The organism is Actinoplanes sp. NPDC051346 (assembly GCF_040682215.1).
Taxonomy (GTDB): domain Bacteria; phylum Actinomycetota; class Actinomycetes; order Mycobacteriales; family Micromonosporaceae; genus Actinoplanes.
Genome location: NZ_JBFBAJ010000007.1, coordinates 237,725 through 258,310, shown reverse-complemented (window position 1 = coordinate 258,310; position 20,586 = coordinate 237,725). Strand labels below are relative to the sequence as shown.

The 20,586-nt window shown below is 68.4% G+C and carries 17 protein-coding genes; 10 read left to right on the top strand and 7 right to left on the bottom strand.

Annotation, left to right across the window (positions count from 1 at the left end):
* Positions 1–167: 167 nt before the first annotated feature.
* Positions 168–2,120: a DNA topoisomerase (ATP-hydrolyzing) subunit B gene (gyrB, locus tag AB0M36_RS19540; RefSeq protein ID WP_364159355.1), complete on the bottom strand. Its 1,953-nt coding sequence runs from the start codon at positions 2,118–2,120 to the stop codon at positions 168–170.
* 580 nt (positions 2,121–2,700) lie between these two features.
* On the opposite strand from gyrB, the gene AB0M36_RS19535 reads away from it, so the two are divergent.
* The gene (locus AB0M36_RS19535) at positions 2,701–3,267 is read left to right on the top strand and encodes a hypothetical protein (RefSeq protein ID WP_364159353.1); all 567 of its coding nucleotides are present in this window, start codon (positions 2,701–2,703) and stop codon (positions 3,265–3,267) included.
* A gap of 55 nt (positions 3,268–3,322) precedes the next feature.
* Here AB0M36_RS19535 and AB0M36_RS19530 read toward each other — a convergent pair whose 3' ends face one another.
* The 5 genes from AB0M36_RS19530 to dnaA all read right to left on the bottom strand — a co-directional run bounded on the left by AB0M36_RS19530 (position 3,323) and on the right by dnaA (position 10,821).
* Complete coding sequence (locus tag AB0M36_RS19530; RefSeq protein ID WP_364159351.1) at positions 3,323–3,880, bottom strand: DciA family protein; 558 nt, start codon at positions 3,878–3,880, stop codon at positions 3,323–3,325.
* Positions 3,873–5,000 (bottom strand): DNA replication/repair protein RecF, encoded by a 1,128-nt coding sequence (recF, locus tag AB0M36_RS19525; protein ID WP_364159349.1) that lies wholly within the window; start codon positions 4,998–5,000, stop codon positions 3,873–3,875. Before recF ends, AB0M36_RS19530 begins: the two co-directional genes overlap by 8 nt.
* 3 nt (positions 5,001–5,003) lie before the next feature.
* Complete coding sequence (gene gnd / locus AB0M36_RS19520; protein ID WP_364159347.1) at positions 5,004–5,876, bottom strand: phosphogluconate dehydrogenase (NAD(+)-dependent, decarboxylating); 873 nt, start codon at positions 5,874–5,876, stop codon at positions 5,004–5,006.
* A 34-nt stretch (positions 5,877–5,910) separates the two neighbouring features.
* Positions 5,911–7,044 carry a DNA polymerase III subunit beta gene (gene dnaN / locus AB0M36_RS19515; RefSeq protein WP_364159345.1) on the bottom strand — a complete coding sequence of 378 codons (1,134 nt, stop codon included), beginning with the start codon at positions 7,042–7,044 and terminating at the stop codon, positions 5,911–5,913.
* 1,947 nt (positions 7,045–8,991) lie between these two features.
* On the bottom strand, positions 8,992–10,821 hold the full coding sequence (gene dnaA / locus AB0M36_RS19510) for a chromosomal replication initiator protein DnaA (protein ID WP_364159343.1): 1,830 nt from the start codon (positions 10,819–10,821) through the stop codon (positions 8,992–8,994).
* Between the two features lie 573 nt (positions 10,822–11,394).
* Here dnaA and rpmH point away from each other — a divergent pair.
* The 6 genes from rpmH (at position 11,395) to rsmG (ending at position 14,927) form a co-directional block, all read left to right on the top strand.
* A complete protein-coding gene (gene rpmH / locus AB0M36_RS19505; RefSeq protein WP_106128710.1) occupies positions 11,395–11,532 on the top strand; it encodes a 50S ribosomal protein L34 in 138 nt (45 codons plus the stop codon).
* 34 nt (positions 11,533–11,566) lie between these two features.
* Positions 11,567–11,923 (top strand): ribonuclease P protein component, encoded by a 357-nt coding sequence (gene rnpA / locus AB0M36_RS19500; protein ID WP_364159341.1) that lies wholly within the window; start codon positions 11,567–11,569, stop codon positions 11,921–11,923.
* A complete protein-coding gene (gene yidD, locus AB0M36_RS19495; protein WP_364159339.1) occupies positions 11,920–12,177 on the top strand; it encodes a membrane protein insertion efficiency factor YidD in 258 nt (85 codons plus the stop codon). Before rnpA ends, yidD begins: the two co-directional genes overlap by 4 nt.
* 1 nt (position 12,178) lies before the next feature.
* Positions 12,179–13,204, top strand: coding sequence for a membrane protein insertase YidC (yidC, locus tag AB0M36_RS19490; protein ID WP_364159337.1), 1,026 nt, complete (start codon positions 12,179–12,181; stop codon positions 13,202–13,204).
* 145 nt (positions 13,205–13,349) lie between these two features.
* Positions 13,350–13,910, top strand: a complete 561-nt coding sequence (locus AB0M36_RS19485) for a R3H domain-containing nucleic acid-binding protein (RefSeq protein WP_364159334.1) — start codon at positions 13,350–13,352, stop codon at positions 13,908–13,910.
* Between the two features lie 264 nt (positions 13,911–14,174).
* Complete coding sequence (rsmG, locus tag AB0M36_RS19480; RefSeq protein WP_364159331.1) at positions 14,175–14,927, top strand: 16S rRNA (guanine(527)-N(7))-methyltransferase RsmG; 753 nt, start codon at positions 14,175–14,177, stop codon at positions 14,925–14,927.
* Between the two features lie 543 nt (positions 14,928–15,470).
* On the opposite strand, the gene AB0M36_RS19475 is transcribed toward rsmG, so the two are convergent.
* On the bottom strand, positions 15,471–15,722 hold the full coding sequence (locus AB0M36_RS19475; protein ID WP_364159328.1) for a hypothetical protein: 252 nt from the start codon (positions 15,720–15,722) through the stop codon (positions 15,471–15,473).
* Positions 15,723–16,538: 816 nt separating this feature from the next.
* On the opposite strand from AB0M36_RS19475, the gene AB0M36_RS19470 reads away from it, so the two are divergent.
* The 3 genes from AB0M36_RS19470 (at position 16,539) to AB0M36_RS19460 (ending at position 19,685) form a co-directional block, all read left to right on the top strand.
* Positions 16,539–17,561, top strand: a complete 1,023-nt coding sequence (locus AB0M36_RS19470; protein ID WP_364159326.1) for a ParA family protein — start codon at positions 16,539–16,541, stop codon at positions 17,559–17,561.
* A complete protein-coding gene (locus AB0M36_RS19465; RefSeq protein WP_364159323.1) occupies positions 17,558–18,610 on the top strand; it encodes a ParB/RepB/Spo0J family partition protein in 1,053 nt (350 codons plus the stop codon). Before AB0M36_RS19470 ends, AB0M36_RS19465 begins: the two co-directional genes overlap by 4 nt.
* Positions 18,611–19,418: 808 nt before the next feature.
* A complete protein-coding gene (locus AB0M36_RS19460; protein ID WP_364159320.1) occupies positions 19,419–19,685 on the top strand; it encodes a hypothetical protein in 267 nt (88 codons plus the stop codon).
* The last annotated feature ends 901 nt before the right edge of the window (positions 19,686–20,586 follow it).

Genomic DNA, 20,586 nt, shown 5'->3' with positions numbered 1-20,586 from the left:
TCGGCGGGGTTCTCGGGAGTATCCGTCACAGTTAACCCTTACTTACGGTCGAACCCGACAAACGGGCCCGAGCTACGCATTTCGCTGTGGATAACGCTGTGGAAAGCAGTGGAACGCTGTGCATAACCCGAGGTGAGCGGCACTGTGTCGCGCCGCTCACCGTCTGATCAGATGTCCAGGAAGCGGACGTCCTTGGCGTTGCGCTGGATGAAGGAACGGCGGGCCTCCACGTCCTCGCCCATGAGAACGCTGAAGAGCTCATCCGCCGTGGCAGCGTCGTCCAGGGTCACCTGACGCAGGGTGCGGGTGGTCGGGTCCATGGTCGTGTCCCACAGCTCGTGGAAGTTCATCTCGCCGAGACCCTTGAAGCGCTGGATGTCGTCCGGCTTGGCGTTCGCCTTCTTCTGCTGGCGCAGCGCGATCAGACCGTCACGCTCCCGGTCGGAGTACGCGTACTGCGCGTCGTCACCGCGCTTGTTCCACTTGATCTTGTAGAGGGGCGGCGAGGCCAGGTAGACGTGACCCACCTCCACCAGCGGCCGCATGAAGCGGAACAGCAGGGTCAGCAGCAGCGTCTGAATGTGCTGGCCGTCGACGTCGGCGTCGGCCATCAGCACCACCTTGTGGTAGCGCAGCTTGGCGATGTCGAACTCGTCGTGGATGCCGGTGCCCAGCGCCGTGATCAGCGCCTGCACCTCGTTGTTCTTCAGCACCCGGTCGATCCGGGCCTTCTCCACGTTGAGGATCTTTCCGCGGATCGGCAGGATCGCCTGGATCTGGCTGTCGCGCCCCTGCTTGGCCGAACCACCGGCCGAGTCGCCCTCGACGATGAACAGCTCCGAGACGCGCGGGTCGGTCGACTGGCAGTCGGCCAGCTTGCCCGGCATCGAACCCGACTCCAGCAGCGACTTGCGCCGGGCCAGCTTGCGGGCCTGCTGCGCGGCGATCCGAGCCCGGGCCGCTTGCGACGCCTTGGTGATGATCTGCTTCGCGTCCGCGGGGTTGCGGTCGAACCAGTCGGCGATCTGCTCGTTGGCGATCTTCTGGACGAAGCCCTTCATGTCGGTGTTCCCGAGCTTGGTCTTCGTCTGACCCTCGAACTGGGGGTTCGCCAGCTTCACCGAGATGATCGCGGCGAGCCCCTCGCGGATGTCCTCACCGGAGAGCTTCTCGTCGCTCTTGAGGAACTTCTTCTCCGCGCCGTACCGGTTGACGATGCTCGTCAGCGCGGCCCGGAAGCCCTCCTCGTGGGTGCCACCCTCGTGGGTGTTGATCGTGTTGGCGAAGGTGTAGACCGACTCGCCGTACGACTCGTTCCACTGCATGGCGATCTCGAGAGCCATGCCCTCGTCGTTCGCCTCGGCCTCGAACTCGATCACGGACTTGTGGATCGGCGTCTTCGTGTGGTTCAGGTGCCGCACGAAGTCGGCGATGCCGTTCTCGTACATAAAGGTGACCCGGCGGGGTTCGCCCTGCTCGTCGAGGAACTCGGTGCGCTCGTCGACCAGGTTGATGGTCAGGCCCTTGTTGAGGAAGGCCATCTCCTGGATCCGGCGGTAGATCGTCTGGAAGTCGAACTCGACCGTCTCGAAGATCGTCGGGTCGGGCCAGAACTGGACGGTCGAGCCGGTGATGTCGGTCGACTCGCCCTTCTCCAGCGGGCCGGGCTTGGAAGCGTTGTACTTCTGCCGGTAGACGTTGCCGGACTTGTGGATCTCCACGGCCATCTTGGTGGAGAGCGCGTTGACCACGGACACGCCGACGCCGTGCAGACCGCCGGAGACCGCGTACGCCTTGCCGTCGAACTTGCCGCCCGCGTGCAGGACGGTCAGCGCGACCTCCACACCCGGCTTCTTCAGCTTGGGGTGCAGGTCGACCGGGAAGCCACGGCCGTTGTCGGTGACGGAGACGCCGCCGTCGGCCAGCAGGACCACGTCGATGGTGTCGCAGTGACCCGCGAGCGCCTCGTCGACCGCGTTGTCCACAACCTCCCAGACCAGGTGGTGCAGGCCACGCTCGCCGGTCGAACCGATGTACATACCGGGACGCTTGCGAACCGCCTCGAGGCCTTCGAGCACGGTGATCGACTCGGCACCGTATTCCTGCTTCTTCTCTGCCACCCTCGGCCACTTTCTCGCACCGGTCCCGCGAGGGCCCGGTCACGGGGTTGGCGGGAACGCACGGGCGGCCGACGGGCAGGGCGGACCACGGACGAGCGAGCCGCGAGAACGAGGCGGACCACCGGTGGAGCCAAGCGCGCCGGTCGCCGCGGTCGTCCCGCGGATCGTGATCGGCTGGAAAAAACGCGTAGCGTGACGAGGCCTCGCCGCTGTGGGGAGTTCGGCACGGGTCGCACTTTCCCGGTCTCCGTCGATTCTACTCCGTGGAAGAGAGTTATCGGGGGTCCGGCACCCTCGTACGGGCGCCTCAGATTGCCGTAGCGCCCCGGAGGGTCATTCCCACGAGTCCCCCTACACGGAATGAGCCCTCAGCGCAACGGAACACCGTTCGGCGGATACCCGTCGGGGCGCGTCTACGCCACCACGGCGCCACGCGCTGCGACACTGCCTCACACCGGTCGACAGGAGTGTCGTAACCTCGCCCGCGCGGGCCGATGCAAGGCCGGGCGGTCCGCAGCCGCGCGGCAGCGTTCCCACCGGGCGGGTCCGCAGCCGGCAGTCGAGGAGAGGTGGGAGCCCCATGGCGCACGACAAGGGGCTGGACAACGTCGCCGTGCACTGGCCGCGGACGAACCGGTTCTACGACCCGGTCGCCCCGGCGGAGTTCGTCGACTTCGGCGCCGTCGCCGACGCACCGGACATCGCCGCGCCCACCGGCGCGCTCGCCCTGCACATCGCCAAGACCGGCACCGTACGGGCGACCGCGTACACCGAGCTCGTCGACCTGCTCCTCGGGCTCGAAGGCGTCCTCTACGCCACGGACGCCGCGGCCGAAGACGAGGACCCGGTCATCGACCCGGACGGCTGCGCCTGGATCGCCGGCGGCCTGGAGCGCTTCGTGGAAGGCCACCAACCGCACGGCGACCTGGTCACCTTCGACAGCGTGGCCGAGGTGATGCGGGCGGCGGTAGCCGCCGGACGCCTCGCCGAACAGCAGCTCCGCTGGCTGGAGCAACGCCTGGCGGCACTGCGCGACGACGCGGGCAACGCGCCGCACTGGAGCTTCGCCCGCACCGAACTGGCAATCCTGGCCGGCTTCTACCGCCGCTGCGCCGACCGCGGCTATGCGGTTTTTGCCGATTATTAGCCTCGATCGCTCATGCGCCGCTGGAAGCCGCGGCAATTCGCTCCTCGACTAATAATCAACCGTAGGTGTCTCTGGGGCCGCGGCCTTGGACTCGGCGGGGGCCTCTGTTCCATGAGGGTGCGGCCGGGCCGTGGATGTTGAGGCGGGTTACCACGTTGTGGCCGACTTCGGCGGCGATGCTGCGCAGCAGGGTCGCGGCGAGCATGCGCAGCTGGGTGGCCCAGGCCGTGGACTCCGCCTCGACGGTCAGGACGCCGGCGTCGAGTTTGATCGGGTTGCTGTGCTTGGCGATGTCCGGGCCGACGACCTTCTCCCAGGCGCCGAAGACGGTGGCCTCGGCCTTGGGCTGCTGCCAGCCGCGCTGCTTCATGATCCGTTCGAGGACCGCGCCGAAGAGCTGCGGATCGCGGGGGTCCGGGCCCGGGCCCGAATAGCCGCGCAGGCGTCGGCCCTCTCCTTCCGAAGCGACCGTACGGCGGCGGGGCGCCTGTTGCGCGGCGCGGCGCTTCGCCAGGGCCGCGTCGAGCACCGCACGGGCCAGCTGTGGACCCGTCTGCTCCTGCGCCGCCCCTGAAGCGGCCGCTGCGCCGTCGCCGGCGGGTTTCTCAGACACGGGTCACCCTTCCAGCTCCGACGTCGTAGCGGGCGCCCTGGAGGGCCGCCGGGACATCCTCCGGCACCGCGCAGGTGACCAGCAACTGCGTGGCGTCCGAGACCAGCGCCGCGAGGCGCTCGCGGCGGCCGGCGTCGAGCTCGGCGAAGACGTCGTCGAGGATCAGGACCGGCTCGACGCCGTCGGTACGAAGCAGGTCGTAGGCCGCCAGCCGCAGCGCCAGCGCGAACGACCAGGACTCGCCGTGGCTCGCGTACCCCTTGGCCGGGAGATCTCCCAGCGTCAGCGTGAGGTCGTCGCGGTGCGGGCCGACCAGGGTCACCCCGCGCTCGGTCTCCGCCTGACGGCGATCGGCGAGCGAAGCGAGCAGGGCCGCCTCCAACGCTGGGCGGTCCGGCGTCAGGCCGTCGCCGAGGCGTGACGCGTACGCGATGGTCGCCGACGTTCGCCCGGCCGCCACCGCGTCGTACGCCTTCGTTAGGTGCGGGCCGAGCGCCGCGACCAGGTCGAGCCGGCCGGCGAGCAGCTCCGCGCCGTGCTGGGCGAGGTGCTGATCCCAGACCGCCAGCGTCGAAAGATCCTGCCCGCGGGTGCCTCCGACCTTCCGAGTCAGGTACGCCGTACGCAACAGAGCGTTACGTTGTTTAACCACCCGGTCATAGTCGGCGCGGACGCCGGCATAGCGCGGCTGGCGTGCCACGAGCAGCTCATCGAGGTAGCGGCGGCGTTCCCCCGGATCACCACGGACCAGCTCGAGATCCTCGGGCGCGAAGAGCACCATGCGCAGAGCGCCCAAAACCTCCCGAGACCGGCGTACGGGAGAACGGTTGAGCCGTGCCCGGTTCGCCTTGCCGGGGACGATCTCCAGCTCGACCAGCAGCTCGCGTCCTTCGTGGACGATCGCGCACCTGATCACCGCAGCGGCGGCGCCCGCGCGGACCAGCGGGGCGTCGGTGGCGACCCGGTGACTGTCCAGAGTGGCCACGTAGCCGAGGGCCTCGACGAGGTTGGTCTTGCCCATGCCGTTCTGGCCGACGAGCACCGCGACGCCCGGGTCGAAGTCGACCGCCACCCGCTCGTACGAGCGGAAATCGGTCAGCTCGACCCGGCGCACGTACATGGATCAGCGCTTGACGGCGTGGCCGCCGAACTGGTTGCGCAGCGCCGCGACGGCCTTCATGGCCGGCGAGTCCTCCTGGCGTGACGCGAAGCGGGCGAACAGTGATGCCGCGATCACATTGGCGGGCACGGCGAGACGCACGGCCTCGTCGACCGTCCAGCGGCCCTCGCCGGTGTCCTCGGCGTAGCCCTTCAGGCCGGCCAGCTTCGGGTCCTCGTCGAGCGCGCGATCCAGCAGGTCGAGCAGCCAGGACTTGACGACCGAACCCTCGCGCCAGCTCTTGATCACGGCGGGAACGTTCTGGACCAGCTCCGAGGCCTCGAGGATCTCGTAACCCTCGGCGTACGCGTGCATCAGGCCGTACTCGATGCCGTTGTGGATCATCTTCGAGTAGTGGCCGGCACCGTGCGAACCCGCATGTGCGAAGCCGAATTCGCCGGCCGGCTTGAGGGCGTCGAAGATCGGCTGACAGTGCGCGACGATCTCCGCGTCGCCGCCGACCATGAGCGCGTACCCGTTGGTGATGCCCCAGACGCCGCCCGAGACGCCGACGTCGAGGTAGTGGATGCCCTTGGTCTTGAGCCGCTCGGCCCGGGGCGCGTCGTCGGTGAACTTGGAGTTCCCGCCGTCGATGACGATGTCACCCTCGGAGAGCAACTCGGCGAGCTCGTCGATCGTGTTCTCGGTGATCTGGCCCGCGGGAACCATCGTCCAGACCACGCGGGGCGCGGCGAGTTTCTCGACCAGCTCGGCGAGGCTGGCGACGTCGCTGGATTCCTTGTGGTGGTCGTAGCCGACGACCTCCTGGCCGGCGGCGCGCAGACGATCGCGCATGTTGCCGCCCATCCGGCCTAGACCGATAAGGCCGAGCTGCATGGTTCCCCCTAGGTGTGTGTCTCTGTGCCCAGTATCAGCGGGTTACCCGGATAGGCATGATCAGATAGCGGTATCCGGGCACGATTTCGCCGTCTTGGTTCGCGGGGGAGATCACGGCGGGCTTGAAGGCGTCGACGAACGACAGGACCGCGGTGGGGGCACCGAGATTCTGCAGGCCATCGATGAGGTACTGCGGGTTGAAGCCGATCGTCAGGGGCTCGCCGGTGAAGGTGGCCTCCATGGCTTCGCTGGCGCGGGCCTCCTCGGTGCCACCGGCCTCGACCACCAGGCCGTCCTCACCGAAGCTGAGCAGCACCGGGGTGGTGCGCTCGGCGACCAGGGCGACGCGGCGGACGACCTCGACCAGGGCGGCGACGCCGACCCGGGCCTCGGCGTTGTGGCTGGCCGGGAAGAGGGAGCGGACCGGCGGGTAGTTGGCGCCGTCGAGCAGGCGGCTGGTCGTGCGCCGGGTCCCACCGGCGAAGCCGATCATGCCTTCGCCGGCGTTGCCCTGGGCGAGCGCGAGGGTGACCGAGCCACCGATCGGGCCGAGAGCCTTCGCCGTGTCGTTCAAGGTCTTCGCCGGCACCAGCGCGTTGATGCTGATCTCCGGGTCGTCCGGGGTCCACTCCAACTCGCGCATGGCGAGCCGGTAACGGTCGGTGGCCAGCATGGCCATCGTCGAACCGTTCAATTCGATCCGTACGCCGGTCATCATCGGCAGCGTCTCGTCACGGCCGGCCGCGATGGCCACCTGGGCCACGGCCACCGCGAAGGCCTGCGCGTCGACGGTGCCGGCGCTGGACGGCATCTCCGGCAACGTCGGGTAGTCCTCCACAGGCATCACCGGAAGGGTGAACCGGGCGCTGCCGCAGACCAGCTCGAGATGTGAGCCGACGGCGGCGATGTCGACCGGCTTGGCCGGCAGCGCCTTGGTGATCTCGGCGAGCAGTCGGCCGGAGACCAGCGCGGCGCCGTCCGCGTCGGCCTGCACCTCCACGCTCACCTGACTGGAGACCTCGTAGTCGAAACCGGAGACGTGCAGCCTGCCGTCCGTCACGCGCAACATGACGCCGGCGAGAACCGGCACCGACGGACGGCTGGGAAGGCTCTTGGCCGTCCATGCCACCGCGTCGGCGAGTGCGTCTCGCTCCACCCGGAACTTCATGCCATGCCCTCCGCGTCACTTTCCTCGACGTACCAGCTAGAGAAACTTCGGATGTGCTGATGAGCCCACTGAACTCTATGGCGCGGGTGGGTGCCTCGTCCGCCCGGCCCCCGGTGCGGGTTTCCCAGCCAGGGGTGGATCGGGCCGCGAGCGGCTCGTCCACACCTTCCCCAACGCTGATGATTGCCTTTTAGATTTTCCGAGAGAGATATCAGTCGTAATCATCGGGGCTGTGCACAGTGTGGAGAACCCGAGTCTGCGCAGGTCAGAGGGTTATCCACCGGTGATTCACATGTGGGCAACCGGGGTACAAACCCGGGTCCGCGTCCACAGTCTCCGAAGCGGGGGCGGTTGTCCACCGCTGTCCACCGGTTATCCACCGGATATCCACTGGGTTTTTCCCCCGGCCTGGGGATAACGCCGGGACGCCGTCGGCTCGTCGTCCCCAGAACCTTCAACAGGAAATCCACACGCGTCCACAGGGTGTGGGGACTCTGGTGACGCTCAGTGTCTGTCCACATCGATTTCCCCAGGACTTCTCCACATCTGTGGAGAGCGGGCGCCAAGGTTGTCCACTGTTGGGGATGAAGCCTGTGAAGACCTGTGGATTAGTGTGGAAAACGTTGGCACGAAACGGTGCCGTCCCGACGTTGACAAACCGGCCATGTGGATGGGTGACCCGACCGATCCAGATCCCGCTCGCTCGTGGCGTCGCGGGCCGTTCGTTGTGGACTTCGCGTGGGCTCAGCCCGGTTTCGGCTCGGTGCGCCTGTGGATGAGCGAAGGGCGTGTTGGACTCGTCGTGGCTCTGACCAGGGACGGGACCACGCGACGCGCTCGACGGCGACCTGCTGAGCCTGTGGAGAACTCGGCAGGGACGCGCTTGGCTGGGAGCCGCTCGGCCGGGACCCGCTCGGCCCAGACGTGGTCGGCCAGACGTGGTCGGCCGGGACGGCCGCGTCCGCCTGCGAAGAGTCGGCCGCGTCATCGGCTTGGCCGCGTGCGGGCTTGCCCTTGTGTCCGCCTGGTCTCTACCGACTTGGCGCGTGGCCGGTTCTCCGGTCACCCCGCCTACCCGTGTGCCCAGCCTGCCCTCGTTCCCGGTTGCCCGGTCACCCGCCTGCTCTGTGCTTGGCTTGCGTCGCGCCTGGCTTGCGTCGCGCCTGGCTTGCGTCGCGCCTGGCTTGCGTCGCGCCTGGCTTGCGTCGCGCCCGGCCCGCGTCGCGCCCGGCCCGCGTCGCGGCGGCCTCCCCCCGGTGCCAGCCTGTCCGTGGCCAGCCTGCGCCGTGTTCGCCTGTCCGTGGCCAGCCTGCGCCGTGCCTGTCTGCCCCGGTGGTCGGTTGCTCCCGGTTGCTCGCCCGCCCGCGTGTCCGGTGCGGCCTCGGCGCTTTCCGACTCAGCCGGCGAGGCGACGTCGGCTCGGAGTGACTGTGGCCTCGGCGCCTGGCGACTCGGCCGGCGGGTGGCGACGGCTCGGAGTGGTTGCGGGCCTCGGCGCCCGGCGACCCAGCGGGCGGACGGCGATGGCCAGGCTGGAGTGCTTAGGGTCCGGGCTGGTGTCGGTTCGCGCCGGTGGGCGGCGATGGCCCGGAGTATTGCGGCCTGGGCGGCTGTTAGCTCAGCCGGCGAGCCGGCGGCCGCCGGCTGGCGATGGCCTGAGTGTTACGGCACCGGGCGAGTGTCGGTGCGCTCGGCTGTCGGTGTGCTTGGTGGCTGGCGATGGCCTGGAGTGTTTCGGCATCGGGCGGGTGTCGGTGCGCTCGGCTGTCGGTGTGCTTGGCGGGTGGCGATGGCCTGGCGTGTTGTCGGCCCGGCTGATGCTTCAGCCCGGCGGTCGACGACGGCCTGGAGTGGTTACGGCCTGGGCGCGTGAGGTCGCCGGCCACGCTGCTGAGGTTGGGCCGGGGTGTGGCCGTACCGTCGAAAGTTCTTGATCTGAAGCGCGCGCTACGTGTTTTGTTTGATGCGGTTGGTGAGTTCGGCGATCTGGTTGTAGAGGGAGCGCCGCTCGGCCATGTGTTGGCGGATTTTGCGGTCGGCGTGCATGACTGTGGTGTGGTCGCGGCCGCCGAAGGCTTGGCCGATGCGGGGTAGGGATAGGTCTGTGAGTTCGCGGCAGAGGTACATCGCTACCTGGCGGGCGTTGACCAGGACGCGGGAGCGGGAGTGGCCGCGGAGGTCTTCGAGGCTGACGCCGAAGTAGTCGGCGGTGGAGACCATGATCTGGTCGGCGGTGATTTCGGGGCCGGCGCCGTCGGGCATGAAGTCGCGGAGGACTTCCTCGGCGAGGGAGAGCTGGACCGAGCTGCGGGTGAGGCTGGCGAACGCGGTTACCCGGATGAGGGCGCCCTCGAGTTCGCGGATGGAGTTGGAGACGCGGCTGGCGATGAATTCGAGGACGTCGTCAGGGGCGTACATGCGCTCCTGGGCGGCCTTCTTCTGCAGGATCGCGATGCGGGTCTCTAGGTCGGGTGGCTGGATGTCCGCGAGCAGGCCCCATTCGAAGCGGGTGCGCATGCGGTCTTCGAGGGTGGCCAGCTGGCGCGGGGAGCGGTCCGAGCTGATCACGATCTGCTTGTTCGCGTTGTGGAGCGTGTTGAACGTGTGGAAGAACTCTTCCTGCGTCCGTTCGCGGTTCTCGAGGAACTGGATGTCGTCGATCAGCAGGATGTCGACGTCGCGGTAACGGCGCTGGAAGGCTTGGGTTTTGTCGTCGCGCAGGCTGTTGATGAAGTCGTTGGTGAATTCTTCGGTGGAGACGTAGCGCACGCTGCGCGCGTGGCCGAGGGTGGTCGCGTAGTGGCCGATCGCGTGCAGCAGGTGGGTCTTGCCCAGGCCGGAACTGCCGTAGATGAACAGCGGGTTGTAGGCCTTCGCCGGTGACTCGGCGACCGCGACCGACGCCGCGTGGGCGAAGCGGTTGGACGAGCCGATGACGAACGTCTCGAACATGTACTTCGGGTTGAGGCGGTTGCCGTCGTTGCCGCCGGGGCGGGCGCCGGCGGGGGCGCCGCGCATGTCGACCGGGGTGCGGCCCGGGCCGTTGTCGCCGCCGTGGCGTAGTTGCAGCGTGTCGTCGCGGCGATCCTGGCCGACTATGGGGCGGTCGTCGGGGCGGCGCTGATTGTCGCGGAGCTGGGCCGGCTCGGTCGCCATCCGGTGGCCGCCGGTTTCGTTCGGGGCGTCGCCGTAGTGCGGGAGCTGCCGCGGAGGCTCCGCCTTCGACTTCTTTTCCTCGGCGATGGCGGATTTGGCCTGCTCCGGCTGGCCGATCGGCAGCGGGGGCGCGAAGAGCGCGTCCTGCCCGTCGCGCGCGGCCGGCACGCCACGGGTGAAAGGCGCCTGCGCCGAGCCGGTCGGTGCTTCCTCTTGTTCGTAGGCGTCGCTGTAGGCGGTGGGCTGTGGATAACGATCCGGGTACGCCGGGGGCGGGGCCTCGGAGTAGTGGGCCGGCGGAGCGGTCGCCGGCTCGGGCGGCGGGTTGCCGTAGACGGTGCCGGGTCGGCCGGAGCCGTCCTCGGGCGGGCGTACGGTCACGGCGACCTGGATCGGGCGGCCGAGCCGTCGCGAGAGAGCCTCGGTGATCGCGAGCCGCAGCCGTGACTCGATCACGTCTCGGGTATATGTGTCCGGCACGGAGAGCAGCGCGGTGTCCTCGACGATGGCGCGCAGGCGAGTAAGGCGCAGGTACGCACGCTGCTGCGCGGACGCGATCTCGTCCGCCAGCTCGTCCGTCGCCGCAGCCCACACCCCGCCTAGGTCGACCGTATCGGCCACCGCCGCGCCACCCCCATCGCCCCCGGGCATCCCCGGTGGCCTTGTTCGGCTTCCGCCCTTGCCCGCCATCACCCGAACGGGCGACGGACCGGCTCCCCCCAACCCAGCACATTCAACGTGCTGAACATGCACGGCGCCACCGGCTATCCACAGGTTATCCACAACCTGTGCACTCGTCGGCGGTCGCTCCCCGGCCGGATGGTCGGCAGACTTCCTGAAGAGCCTGTGCTGGCGCGGGAAAACAGGCTCACCGTGCCGAACGATTCACCGCCTCGTCGGTTCCTCATGCGTTCCGGCGAGGGCGGTTGGCGAACAGCGCTGAAGACCAGCAAACGGGCACGCTAACAGCGTGGCTGGGTCCGCATCAACCGGCGGTACCCGCCCCGGCCGGTCCTGGCACGAAAAGATTCACTCCGTACGTTGTGAGTGACGGACGGCATTTCCCCTCGGCGCGGACAGTTGACCACCGCGGGACCCCTGCGTAGGGTCGAGCGGTTGCTCCGCCGCGCTCTGCTAAAGTGGCGTCTTGCAGCTGATGCCCCCTGGCCGTGAGTACGAAGACGGAGTTCTGACGTGAGCAAGCGCACCTATCAGCCGAACAACCGCCGGCGCGCGAAGACCCACGGCTTCCGGCTGCGCATGCGCACCCGGGCCGGTCGCGCCATCCTTTCCTCCCGCCGCACCAAGGGCCGCGGCAAGCTGTCGGCCTGAGCCGACGCGGGCCGGGGTCGAATGCCAGGTAGTCGTGCTGGCCGCTGCGCAACGACTGCGGCGTAGCGCCGAGTTTGCCGCAGCGGTTCGCGGCGGACGCCGGGCCGGACGCGGGACCGTTGTCGTCCATCTGCTCGTCGATGAGCCGGCGCAAGCCTCCGAGGCGCGCGCCGGCTTTGTCGTGTCCAAGGCCGTGGGCAACGCGGTGGTCCGTAACAAGGTCCGCCGCAGGCTTCGTCATCTGGTCCGCCCACGGTTGAGCACGCTGCCAGCGGGCACGTCGCTCGTCGTCCGCGCGCTGCCGGGCGCCGCGGCCGCGTCGTTCGAAAGCCTGGGCACCGACCTCGACGCCGCCATCGCCGCCGCGCGCTCACCCCGGCGGCGGCGATGACACCGCTCGCCCGACTGCTGACGGCGGCGGTCGTCGCGTACCGTCGGTATGTGAGCCCGGCGCTGCCGGCCCGCTGTCGGTTCTACCCCTCGTGCAGTGCGTACGCCCAGGAGGCGCTCGCGAAGCACGGCGCGCTCCACGGGACCGGCTTGGCGATCCGGCGGCTGTTGCGCTGTCACCCTTTCCACCCTGGCGGGTTCGACCCGGTGCCCGATCCGATCCGTCACCGTCCTGCCGATGTGACTGGAGCATGAATTGAGTCTCGACTGGATCTACTACGCCATTTCGTGGATCCTCCTGCGCTGGCATGCCCTGTGGGACAGCATCGGCATCCCCGACGGTCGGGTGCTCGGCACCAACTGGTCGTGGATCCTCGCGATCGTCTTCCTGGTGGTGACGCTGCGCGTCATCCTGTTCCCGGTCTTCGTCAAGCAGATCAAGTCCCAGCGGGCGATGCAGGCGCTGCAGCCCAAGGTCAAGGAGCTGCAGGAGAAGCACAAGGGTGACCGCGAGACGCTCCAGAAGGAAATGATGGAGCTGTACCGCGTCGAGAAGGCGAACCCGCTCATGGGCTGCCTCCCGATGTTCCTGCAGATCCCCGTCTTCCTCGGCCTCTTCCACGTCCTGCGCCGGCTCAGCCCGGACAACAGCCTGACCACCCTGTACGGCTGGACCGAGGAGCAGTTCCGCTCGGCCACCCACGCCGCCCTGTTCACGGCCCCGTTGCCGGCGCAGTTCGGTTCCTCCGCCAGCGACCTCGAGCAGCTCGGCGCCTCCAGCGGAGTCACGGTGAAGATCATCGCGGGTGTGCTGGTCCTCATCATGATGGCCACCACGTACCTCACCAGCCGCCAGATGATCCTCAAGACCGGCTGGGCCGAGGACCCGCAGCAGAAGATGATCCAGCGCCTGATGCTCTACGGCATCCCGGCGTCGCTGCTCATCTCCGGCGCGCTGTTCCCCATCGGCGTGGTCATCTACTGGGTCACCAACAACCTGTTCAGCCTGGCCCAGCAGCAGTGGGTGCTCCGCAAGTTCCCGCCGCCGCAGATGGCGAACGGCAAGCCGGGCTCCTCCTCCGCGCGCCCCGCGAGCGGCGCCGCCGGCAAGAACGGCCAGAACCCGGTGCAGCCCGCCACCCGTGGCCTGTTCGGCCGCAAGCAGACCCAGCCGGAACCGCAGACCCCGGTCGTCGACACCAAGGCGCTCGCACCCAAGCCCGGTGCCAAGCCGGTCAACCCCAAGAAGGGCGCCAGACCCGCCAACAAACCCAAGGGATGACGCAGCAGCGGCCCCGGCCATCGGCCGAGCCGCGCGCGGCCCTACGGGGGCGGCGACAAAGACCTCCCCGCACCGGCGACGGACGACGCCGGCACGGGAAACAGCGGACCGAGCAGGTCCGGCCCGAGAGTACGGAGATGAGACCGTGACCGACACCAGCACTCCCAGCGCCGAGGAGACCACCGCCGCCACCGCGGAGTCGACCGGTACGGAGGAGACCAAGAAGTCGGAGAGCGTGACCTCCGACTCCGACCTGTTCCGCCAGAGCGAGATCGCCGCCGACTACATGGAGGGTCTGCTCGACATCCTCGACTACGACGGCGACATCGACGAGCTCGTGTCGGGCGGCCGGCCGATGGTCGAGGTCGTCGGCGGCCGACTGCAGGCGCTCGTCGGCCAGCGCGGCGCCACGCTGGAGGCGTTGCAGGAGCTGACCCGCCTGGCCATCTTCCGCGCCACCGGCTCCCCCAGCCGCTTGCTGCTGGACATCGGCGGCTACCGGGCGACCCGCCGCAAGGAACTGGGCGCCGTCGCCCGCAACGCGGTCGAGAAGGTCAAAGAGCACGGCGACACCGTACGGCTGGAGCCGATGTCGGCGTTCGAGCGCAAGTGCGTGCACGATGTGGTCAACGCGATCTCGGGCGTGGAGAGCGAGTCGGAGGGCGTGGAGCCGAACCGTCGCATCATCGTCCGGCCGGCTGAGTGATCCTGCGGCATGAGTGAGTCCCGCTTTGGGGCGGGGGATGGTGGCTCGGGTGCCTTGGTGCCCGGGCCGTCTTCGTCTCCGGTCTCTTCTTCGTCTTCCGGTCCTTCTTCGTCTCCGGTCTCCACTTCGGGTTCCGTCTCCTCTTCGGGTTCTGCCTCGTCTTCGGGTTTCGGTGCCTCGGCTCCTGCTTCTAGTTCTGCCGCTGGTTCTGCTTCGGCCGCGGCTTCTGTCTCGGCTTCGGCTTCTGGAGCCGGCGCCGAGAGCGTGATTGAGCCGGCTGCCGAATATCGGGCCGCCGCCGAGGCTGTCTTCGGTGACAGGCTCGCGCTGGCGGGGCGGTATGCGCAGCTCCTCGCCACCGACGGCGTCGTGCGAGGTCTGATCGGCCCCCGGGAGGCACCTCGGCTCTGGGAACGGCACCTGATCAACTGTGGCGTTATGTCGGAGATCATCCCTATCGGCGCTTCGGTGATTGATGTGGGTTCTGGTGCCGGTTTGCCCGGTATCGTGCTGGCAGTGGCCCGGCCCGATCTCACGATCACCCTGGTCGAGCCGCTGGCACGACGTACCGCTTTCCTGTCCGAAGCGGTGACAGCGCTCGGCCTCGACGCGACCGTCACGGTCGTCCGGGGACGAGCGGAAGACCTCGCCGGTGGACCCCCCGCCCCCGCCGATGTCGTCACCGCCCGCGCAGTGGCGCCGCTGGACCGGCTCGCCGGATGGTGCCTGCCCCTCGCCGCCGTCGGCGGCCGGCTATTGGCGCTCAAGGGCGCCTCGGCCGACGAAGAGGTGGCAGAGCACCGCGACGCGGTCGCCCGTCTCGGCGGAGGTGAGCCGGTCGTCCGGCTCTGCGGGGCCGGTCTGATCGACCCGCCGTCCACGGTCGTGGAGATCGTGCGGGAACGCGACGTCGTGGCATCACGGCCGAGGCCGCCCAAGCGGGCAGCCGCCCCGGGCCGGTCTGCCGGTGAGTCCGGTGGGCGCGGCTCCGGGAACAGGAGATCGCGGAGGAGATAGATGGCCAGGCGGGGCGTGCGGAAACGAACCGGGAAACTCCCACGACCCTCGCCGCGGCCGGAATCGTCCCCGAAGCAGGCGCCATCTGGCGGCGCTCCAGCCGGTGCTATTCCGTCGCCATCCGTGCCGTCGTCGTCGCCGCCGTCCGTGTCGTCGTCGCTTGGTCCGGCCGCTTCGTCGTCCTCCGTGCTGTCGTCGCCGTCGTTGTCCGTGCCGTCCTCGGTTGTTCCGGCGGCTTCGTCGTCTGTGCCGTCGTCGTCGCCGTCGTCGTCGCGTTCCGTGCCGTCGTCACGTTCCGTGCCTTCGTCGCTCGCCCTGGCCGCTTCGTCGTCGTCGCCGTCCTCGTCGCTCGCTCTGCCGGCTTCGTCGCCGCCTTTGCCGTCTGCGCCGTCCTCGTCCGCGCCGTCCTCGTCCGCGCCGAGGCCTTCCGCGCCGGTGTCCGCTCTGACGCCTTCGTCGTCTGCCCAGTCGTTGACGCGCTACGCCTCGCCGTCTTCGTCGTTGCCGTTGCGGTCGGCGCGGCCGTTGGTGGGGGCCGGCGGGTTACCTCAGCCGCCGCTCGATCGCCCGCCGCTCGATCGCCCGCCGCTCGATCGCCCGCCGCTCGATCGCCCGCAGCGGGATCGGTCGTCGCTCGATCGCCCGCAGCGCGATCGGTCGTCGCTCGATCAGCCGCAGCGCGTTCAGCCGCCGCAGGGCGCGGATCGGCGGGAAGCGGTCGCTCAGTCGTCGCCGGCTGTGCCCGAATCCCGTTCTGCCCTCTCCCCCGCACCCATATCCCCACGCACTGATCAACAGCCGTCGGAGCTGCTCCTGTCCCCCGCACGGCGGTCGGCTTCCGGACTCGGTTGGCCCGAACGAGTCCGGGAGTACGGCGCCAGACTGCGTCTCGTACCCGGATTCATGGCCTTCGAGGCGTCCCCAATCCTGTCGGTCTCGACTCAAGTGGCGGACAACCGTGGCAACGCTCGCCCGGCGGCCGTAGGCTGGCCGCGCGTCGATAGTGTGGACCGGACGGTGAGCGCGGCTGCGCCACCGTTTCCTGCCGGACCGCACGCTCGCGGTGCCGACTCAATCCAACCAGGCAGGGATAAAACGGTGCATGAGTATGGCAGGGGTCCTGACGGCGACCCCGGCTGGGACGGTGTTTCACGTGAAACCGATCCACAAGCCGGGCCTGATCGGAGCGGAAGCCTGAGTGTGAGCTTCAACAGTGGGGATCAGGGCGTTCCTCAGCCTCGTGCCGGCAACAGCGGGCAGGTGTACGGGACCCCGGTGAGCAATCCCGAGGTTGGCGCCTCCGAGTCGCGGCGCCCCGCTCCGGCACCTCGATCGGGCCCGCCCGCCGCTCCGATTTCGGGCTCTGCCTCCGTACCGTCGGCTGCAGCCATGTCGATTCGGCCGAGCGAGGATTACGCAGGGCGGCCCACCTCCTCGCCGCCGACTACCGCTTCTTCTGTGTCAGGTGTTCCGGTGTCTGGTTCTCCCCACGCTTCGCCCGTCTCGGCCCACTCGAACGCCGCCACTCCGGTCTCCGGTGCATCGGCTGCGTCGTCGGCGGTTGCGGGCCCGCCTGTTTCGGCGCCTGCCTCTGGCAGTCCATTGCCCTCCATGCCTAGGTCTTCAGCTTCGGCCACCCATGGATCTGACTCGTTTGCCGATGCCTCGCCGGACGCTAGCGCTCCCACCACCGTGGCGACGGAGCCGCAAGGCGCCGCGGAGGCAGACGAACATGTTTCACGTGAAACGCCGGGTCGGGATGAGGACGATCCGCCTCTCGCCATGGAAGCGTTGCGAGCTGTGCAGATCCTCAATCCGAGCGGCGAGATCTCCATGCCGCGTCCGGACCAACCGCGCGTCCTCTGCGTAGCGAACCAGAAGGGTGGCGTCGGCAAGACGACCACCACGGTGAACCTTGCCGTGGCCCTCGCGCTGCACGGGAATCGGGTGCTCGTCGTCGACCTCGACCCACAGGGCAACGCCTCCACCGGCCTGAATGTGCCCCATCACGCTGGTGTGCCCGACGTCTACGACTGCCTGATCGACAACGTTCCACTCGCCGAGGTGGCGCAACCGGTCGAGGGCATTCCGAACCTGTTCTGCGTACCCGCGACTATCGACCTGGCGGGTGCGGAGATCGAACTCGTTTCCGTCGTCGCGCGCGAGTCGCGGCTGGCCCGCGCGATCGCCGCGCACCCGGAGAAGTTCGACTACGTCTTCATCGACTGCCCGCCGTCGCTAGGACTGCTGACGGTCAACGCTCTCTGCGCGGCGCAGGAAGTCCTCATTCCGATCCAGTGCGAGTACTACGCGCTGGAGGGGCTGAACCAGCTCATCAACAACATCAACCTCGTTCGGCAACACCTCAACCCGATCTTGGACGTCTCCACGATCTTGCTGACCATGTACGACCGCCGTACGCGCCTGGCGGATGCGGTCGAGCAGGACGTGCGCAATCACTTTGGCGCGAAGGTGCTCGAGGCGGTGATCCCCCGCAACGTGCGGGTCTCGGAGGCGCCGAGCTATGGCCAGTCCGTGATGACCTACGATCCGGGTTCGCGGGGCGCCACGAGCTACTTCGAGGCTGCTCTGGAGATCGCAATGCGCGGGGTCAACACGGGAGGCACGGCATGAAGAACCGTCCACGGGGTGGCCTCGGTCGCGGCTTGGGGGCTCTGATCCCCACCTCGGCACCGGCCAGTACGGCGGTTGTCGATGACGCCCCACCGCCGCCCGTCGTGCCCGCACCAACGCAATTTTCGGCACCGCCGGAGCCGCAACAGACGCCGGATTCCGAACCGACTCCACCCCAGGCCGAGCCCGAGCCCGAACCGATCGACGACGGCTTGGCACCAGTGCCGGGCGCGCGATTCGCAGAGCTCGCGGTCACCGCGATCGTTCCCAACCCGAAGCAGCCGCGCCACGTCTTCGACGAAGAAGCGCTCGAGGAGCTGAAGACCTCGATCCAGGAGGTCGGCTTCCTCCAGCCGATCGTGGTCCGCGACATCGGCGACGGTACCTACGAACTGGTCATGGGCGAGCGCCGTTGGCGCGCCGCCCAGGCGGTGGGTAAGGAAACGATCCCCGCGATCGTCCGCGAGACGCGCGACGATGCGATGCTTCGCGATGCGCTGCTCGAAAACATCCATCGCGCCAACCTCAACCCGCTGGAAGAAGCGGCTGCCTACCAGCAGCTCCTCGAAGAGTTCGGCGCGACGCACGAGGAACTCGCCAGGCGGATTGGCCGTAGCCGTCCGCAGATCTCGAACACGATCCGCCTCCTCAACCTGCCGGCACCGGTCCAGCGGCGCGTGGCCGCCGGCGTACTGTCGGCCGGTCACGCCCGAGCACTGCTCGGCCTCGAGGATGGCGACGCCCAAGAGCAACTCGCGCTCCGCATCGTCGCCGAGGGCCTTTCGGTACGGGCCACAGAAGAGCTCGTGTCGCTCGCCATTGCCGATGGGCCGGCGAAGAAGGCCGCACCGACTCGTCGCGCGAAGGTTCACGCACCGGCGCTGAACGACCTCGCGGACCGGCTCTCCGACCGGTTCGACACTCGAGTGAAGGTCGACATCGGCCGGAACAAGGGCAAGATCACGATCGAATTCGCGACGGTCGACGACCTGGAGCGGATCGTCGGAATGATCGGCGTCGAGGACGAAGGCGCCGGATCCCAGGAGTGATGGAGCTCGGTCGATCCTTCATCTGACCGAGAGCCGCTAGGCGGCGGCGCTGCACGATGACGGACAGGCACGTGATTCTGCGGATCACGTGCCTTCTTCATGTCCGGGCTAAGTGCGGGTGACGGAGCTCGCGTCGAGTACGTTCGTCTGGGAAATCCGGAGACCTCGCGACGGGAACGGAATTGGCGATCATGGGGGCCGGAAGCTTTGCGACTTCGGTTCAAATCGGTTCTGTCAGAACGATTCTCCTGGGATTTCTGTCGGCCAAGATTTCGAGGTTGGCACGAATCTGGACGCCGGAAATGCCCTGTTTCGCGCACGCCTCTCTTTGGTCGGGCGTGGTTTGTGCGTAAACATGAATAGCGGTCGCGTTCTTCGGCTGGCGGCATCTGGTCTTGTCGGTAGGGCGATGAAGTTTCGGGTGTTGGACTGACCCGCTTTTCGAGGTTCAGCAGATTGTCCGGCGCTTAGCCTCCGCTTCTGTCCCGGCTTCATGCCTGGTCGGCTTTGGCGACAGGCGATGCCGGTATGACGCAAGTAGCCGTCCTCCTGGGCCAGGCTCGCTGGTTCTAAGACTGGTTGCGGAGACCTCTCCTGTTGCCACAGGGTGTCTGGACGTCGGTTGTAGCATCCGCTCGATCGAGCGGCCATTGGAGTCAGCAAGCTCATCGTGCCTCGTCTCGTTCGTGAAAGGCCGTCTTCGTGACCGCCACGTGAGGGGCCGGCCGGATCTTGTTTACCGATGTCCTTCGCTGTAGGCGGAGCTCTGTGACAGAAAGACGTCGGTGGGCCGACTGGATTTCGGAGATTGATCGCCTCCTTTCGTCGGCTCCCTCTCGGTTATCTGCCGCTGCCGCTGCCGCTGCCGCTGCCGCTGCCGCTTCTGCTGCCGCTTCTGCTGCCGCTTCTGCTGCCGCTTCTGCTGCCGCTTCTGCTGCCGCTTCTGCTGCCGCTTCTGCTGCTGCCGCCGCTGGCGCTGGTGCTGCTCCTGCTGGCGTTGCTGCTGCTGCCGCCGCTGCCCGCGTGTTGGGTCGCCGGTTCCCGGTTCTGTGTTTCACGTGGAACGTGCAGGTGAGCTTCTTGTATCGCCGATCCCCAGCCGTTACCGATCTCGCAGGTTGAATTTGCCGTCCGGATAACGAGGCTGCGGGCCTGCGCGAGGCCGCAGTCTGCGAGGGCGCCCTGCTCTGAGGTGGTGGGCTTGGGAGGATGGGATCTGGGAGGCGCGGGTCGGGATGGCTGACTTTGGGAACTCAGGTCTGGGAGGCTGGGCCTGGTGCGGGAGGCATAAGACGGGAGGCCTGTGAGCCCGTGAGGTCCCGGGCCCCGAGTGTGAGATAACTCAGGAGGCGCGGGCGCCCAAAGAACGTCCGGGTGCTCTTCGCTTGCCCGCTTGCCCGCTGCCCCGTGCACGGCTAGGCGCGCGCCCCTATCCCGTTCCCAGGTGCCCGCTTGCCGGCGTGCCCCGCTTGCCGGCGTGCCCCCGCTTCCCGGCCTGCCCGCTCCCCGCGTGCCCCGCAACCTGCGTGCCGGCGAGTTCATACCCGCGTGCCAGAAGTGCGCGATCCCGCCGGCCTCAGCTCCGAGTGAGCTTGCGAGATCTGGAGTTCGGCAGGCTTATTGTCCAGGGGTCGAGACCGCCAGAGGGTGCCGGTCATCGAGCCATTCGAAAGATGGGGCGAGTCCCCGTTCCTGGACTTGTTTCTCCAGGGCCCTAGGTTGGACCGGCGATCATTCTATTGTTCCGGAAGTTCCTAGCAACCGGTGCGACGCCGGCTAATGACCGCAGCCGCTGCGAGGCTAGAGATGCCTAAAGAGGGCCTGGCGGTCCTGCCGGCGGTTTCACGTGAAACCGCGGTCTGGCATCCTCTCCCCGGAGCCCGGAGCCCGGAGCCCGGAGCCCGGAGCCCGGAGCCCGGAGCCCGGAGCCCGGAGCCCGGAGCCCGGAGCCCGGAGCCCGGAGCCCGGAGCCCGGT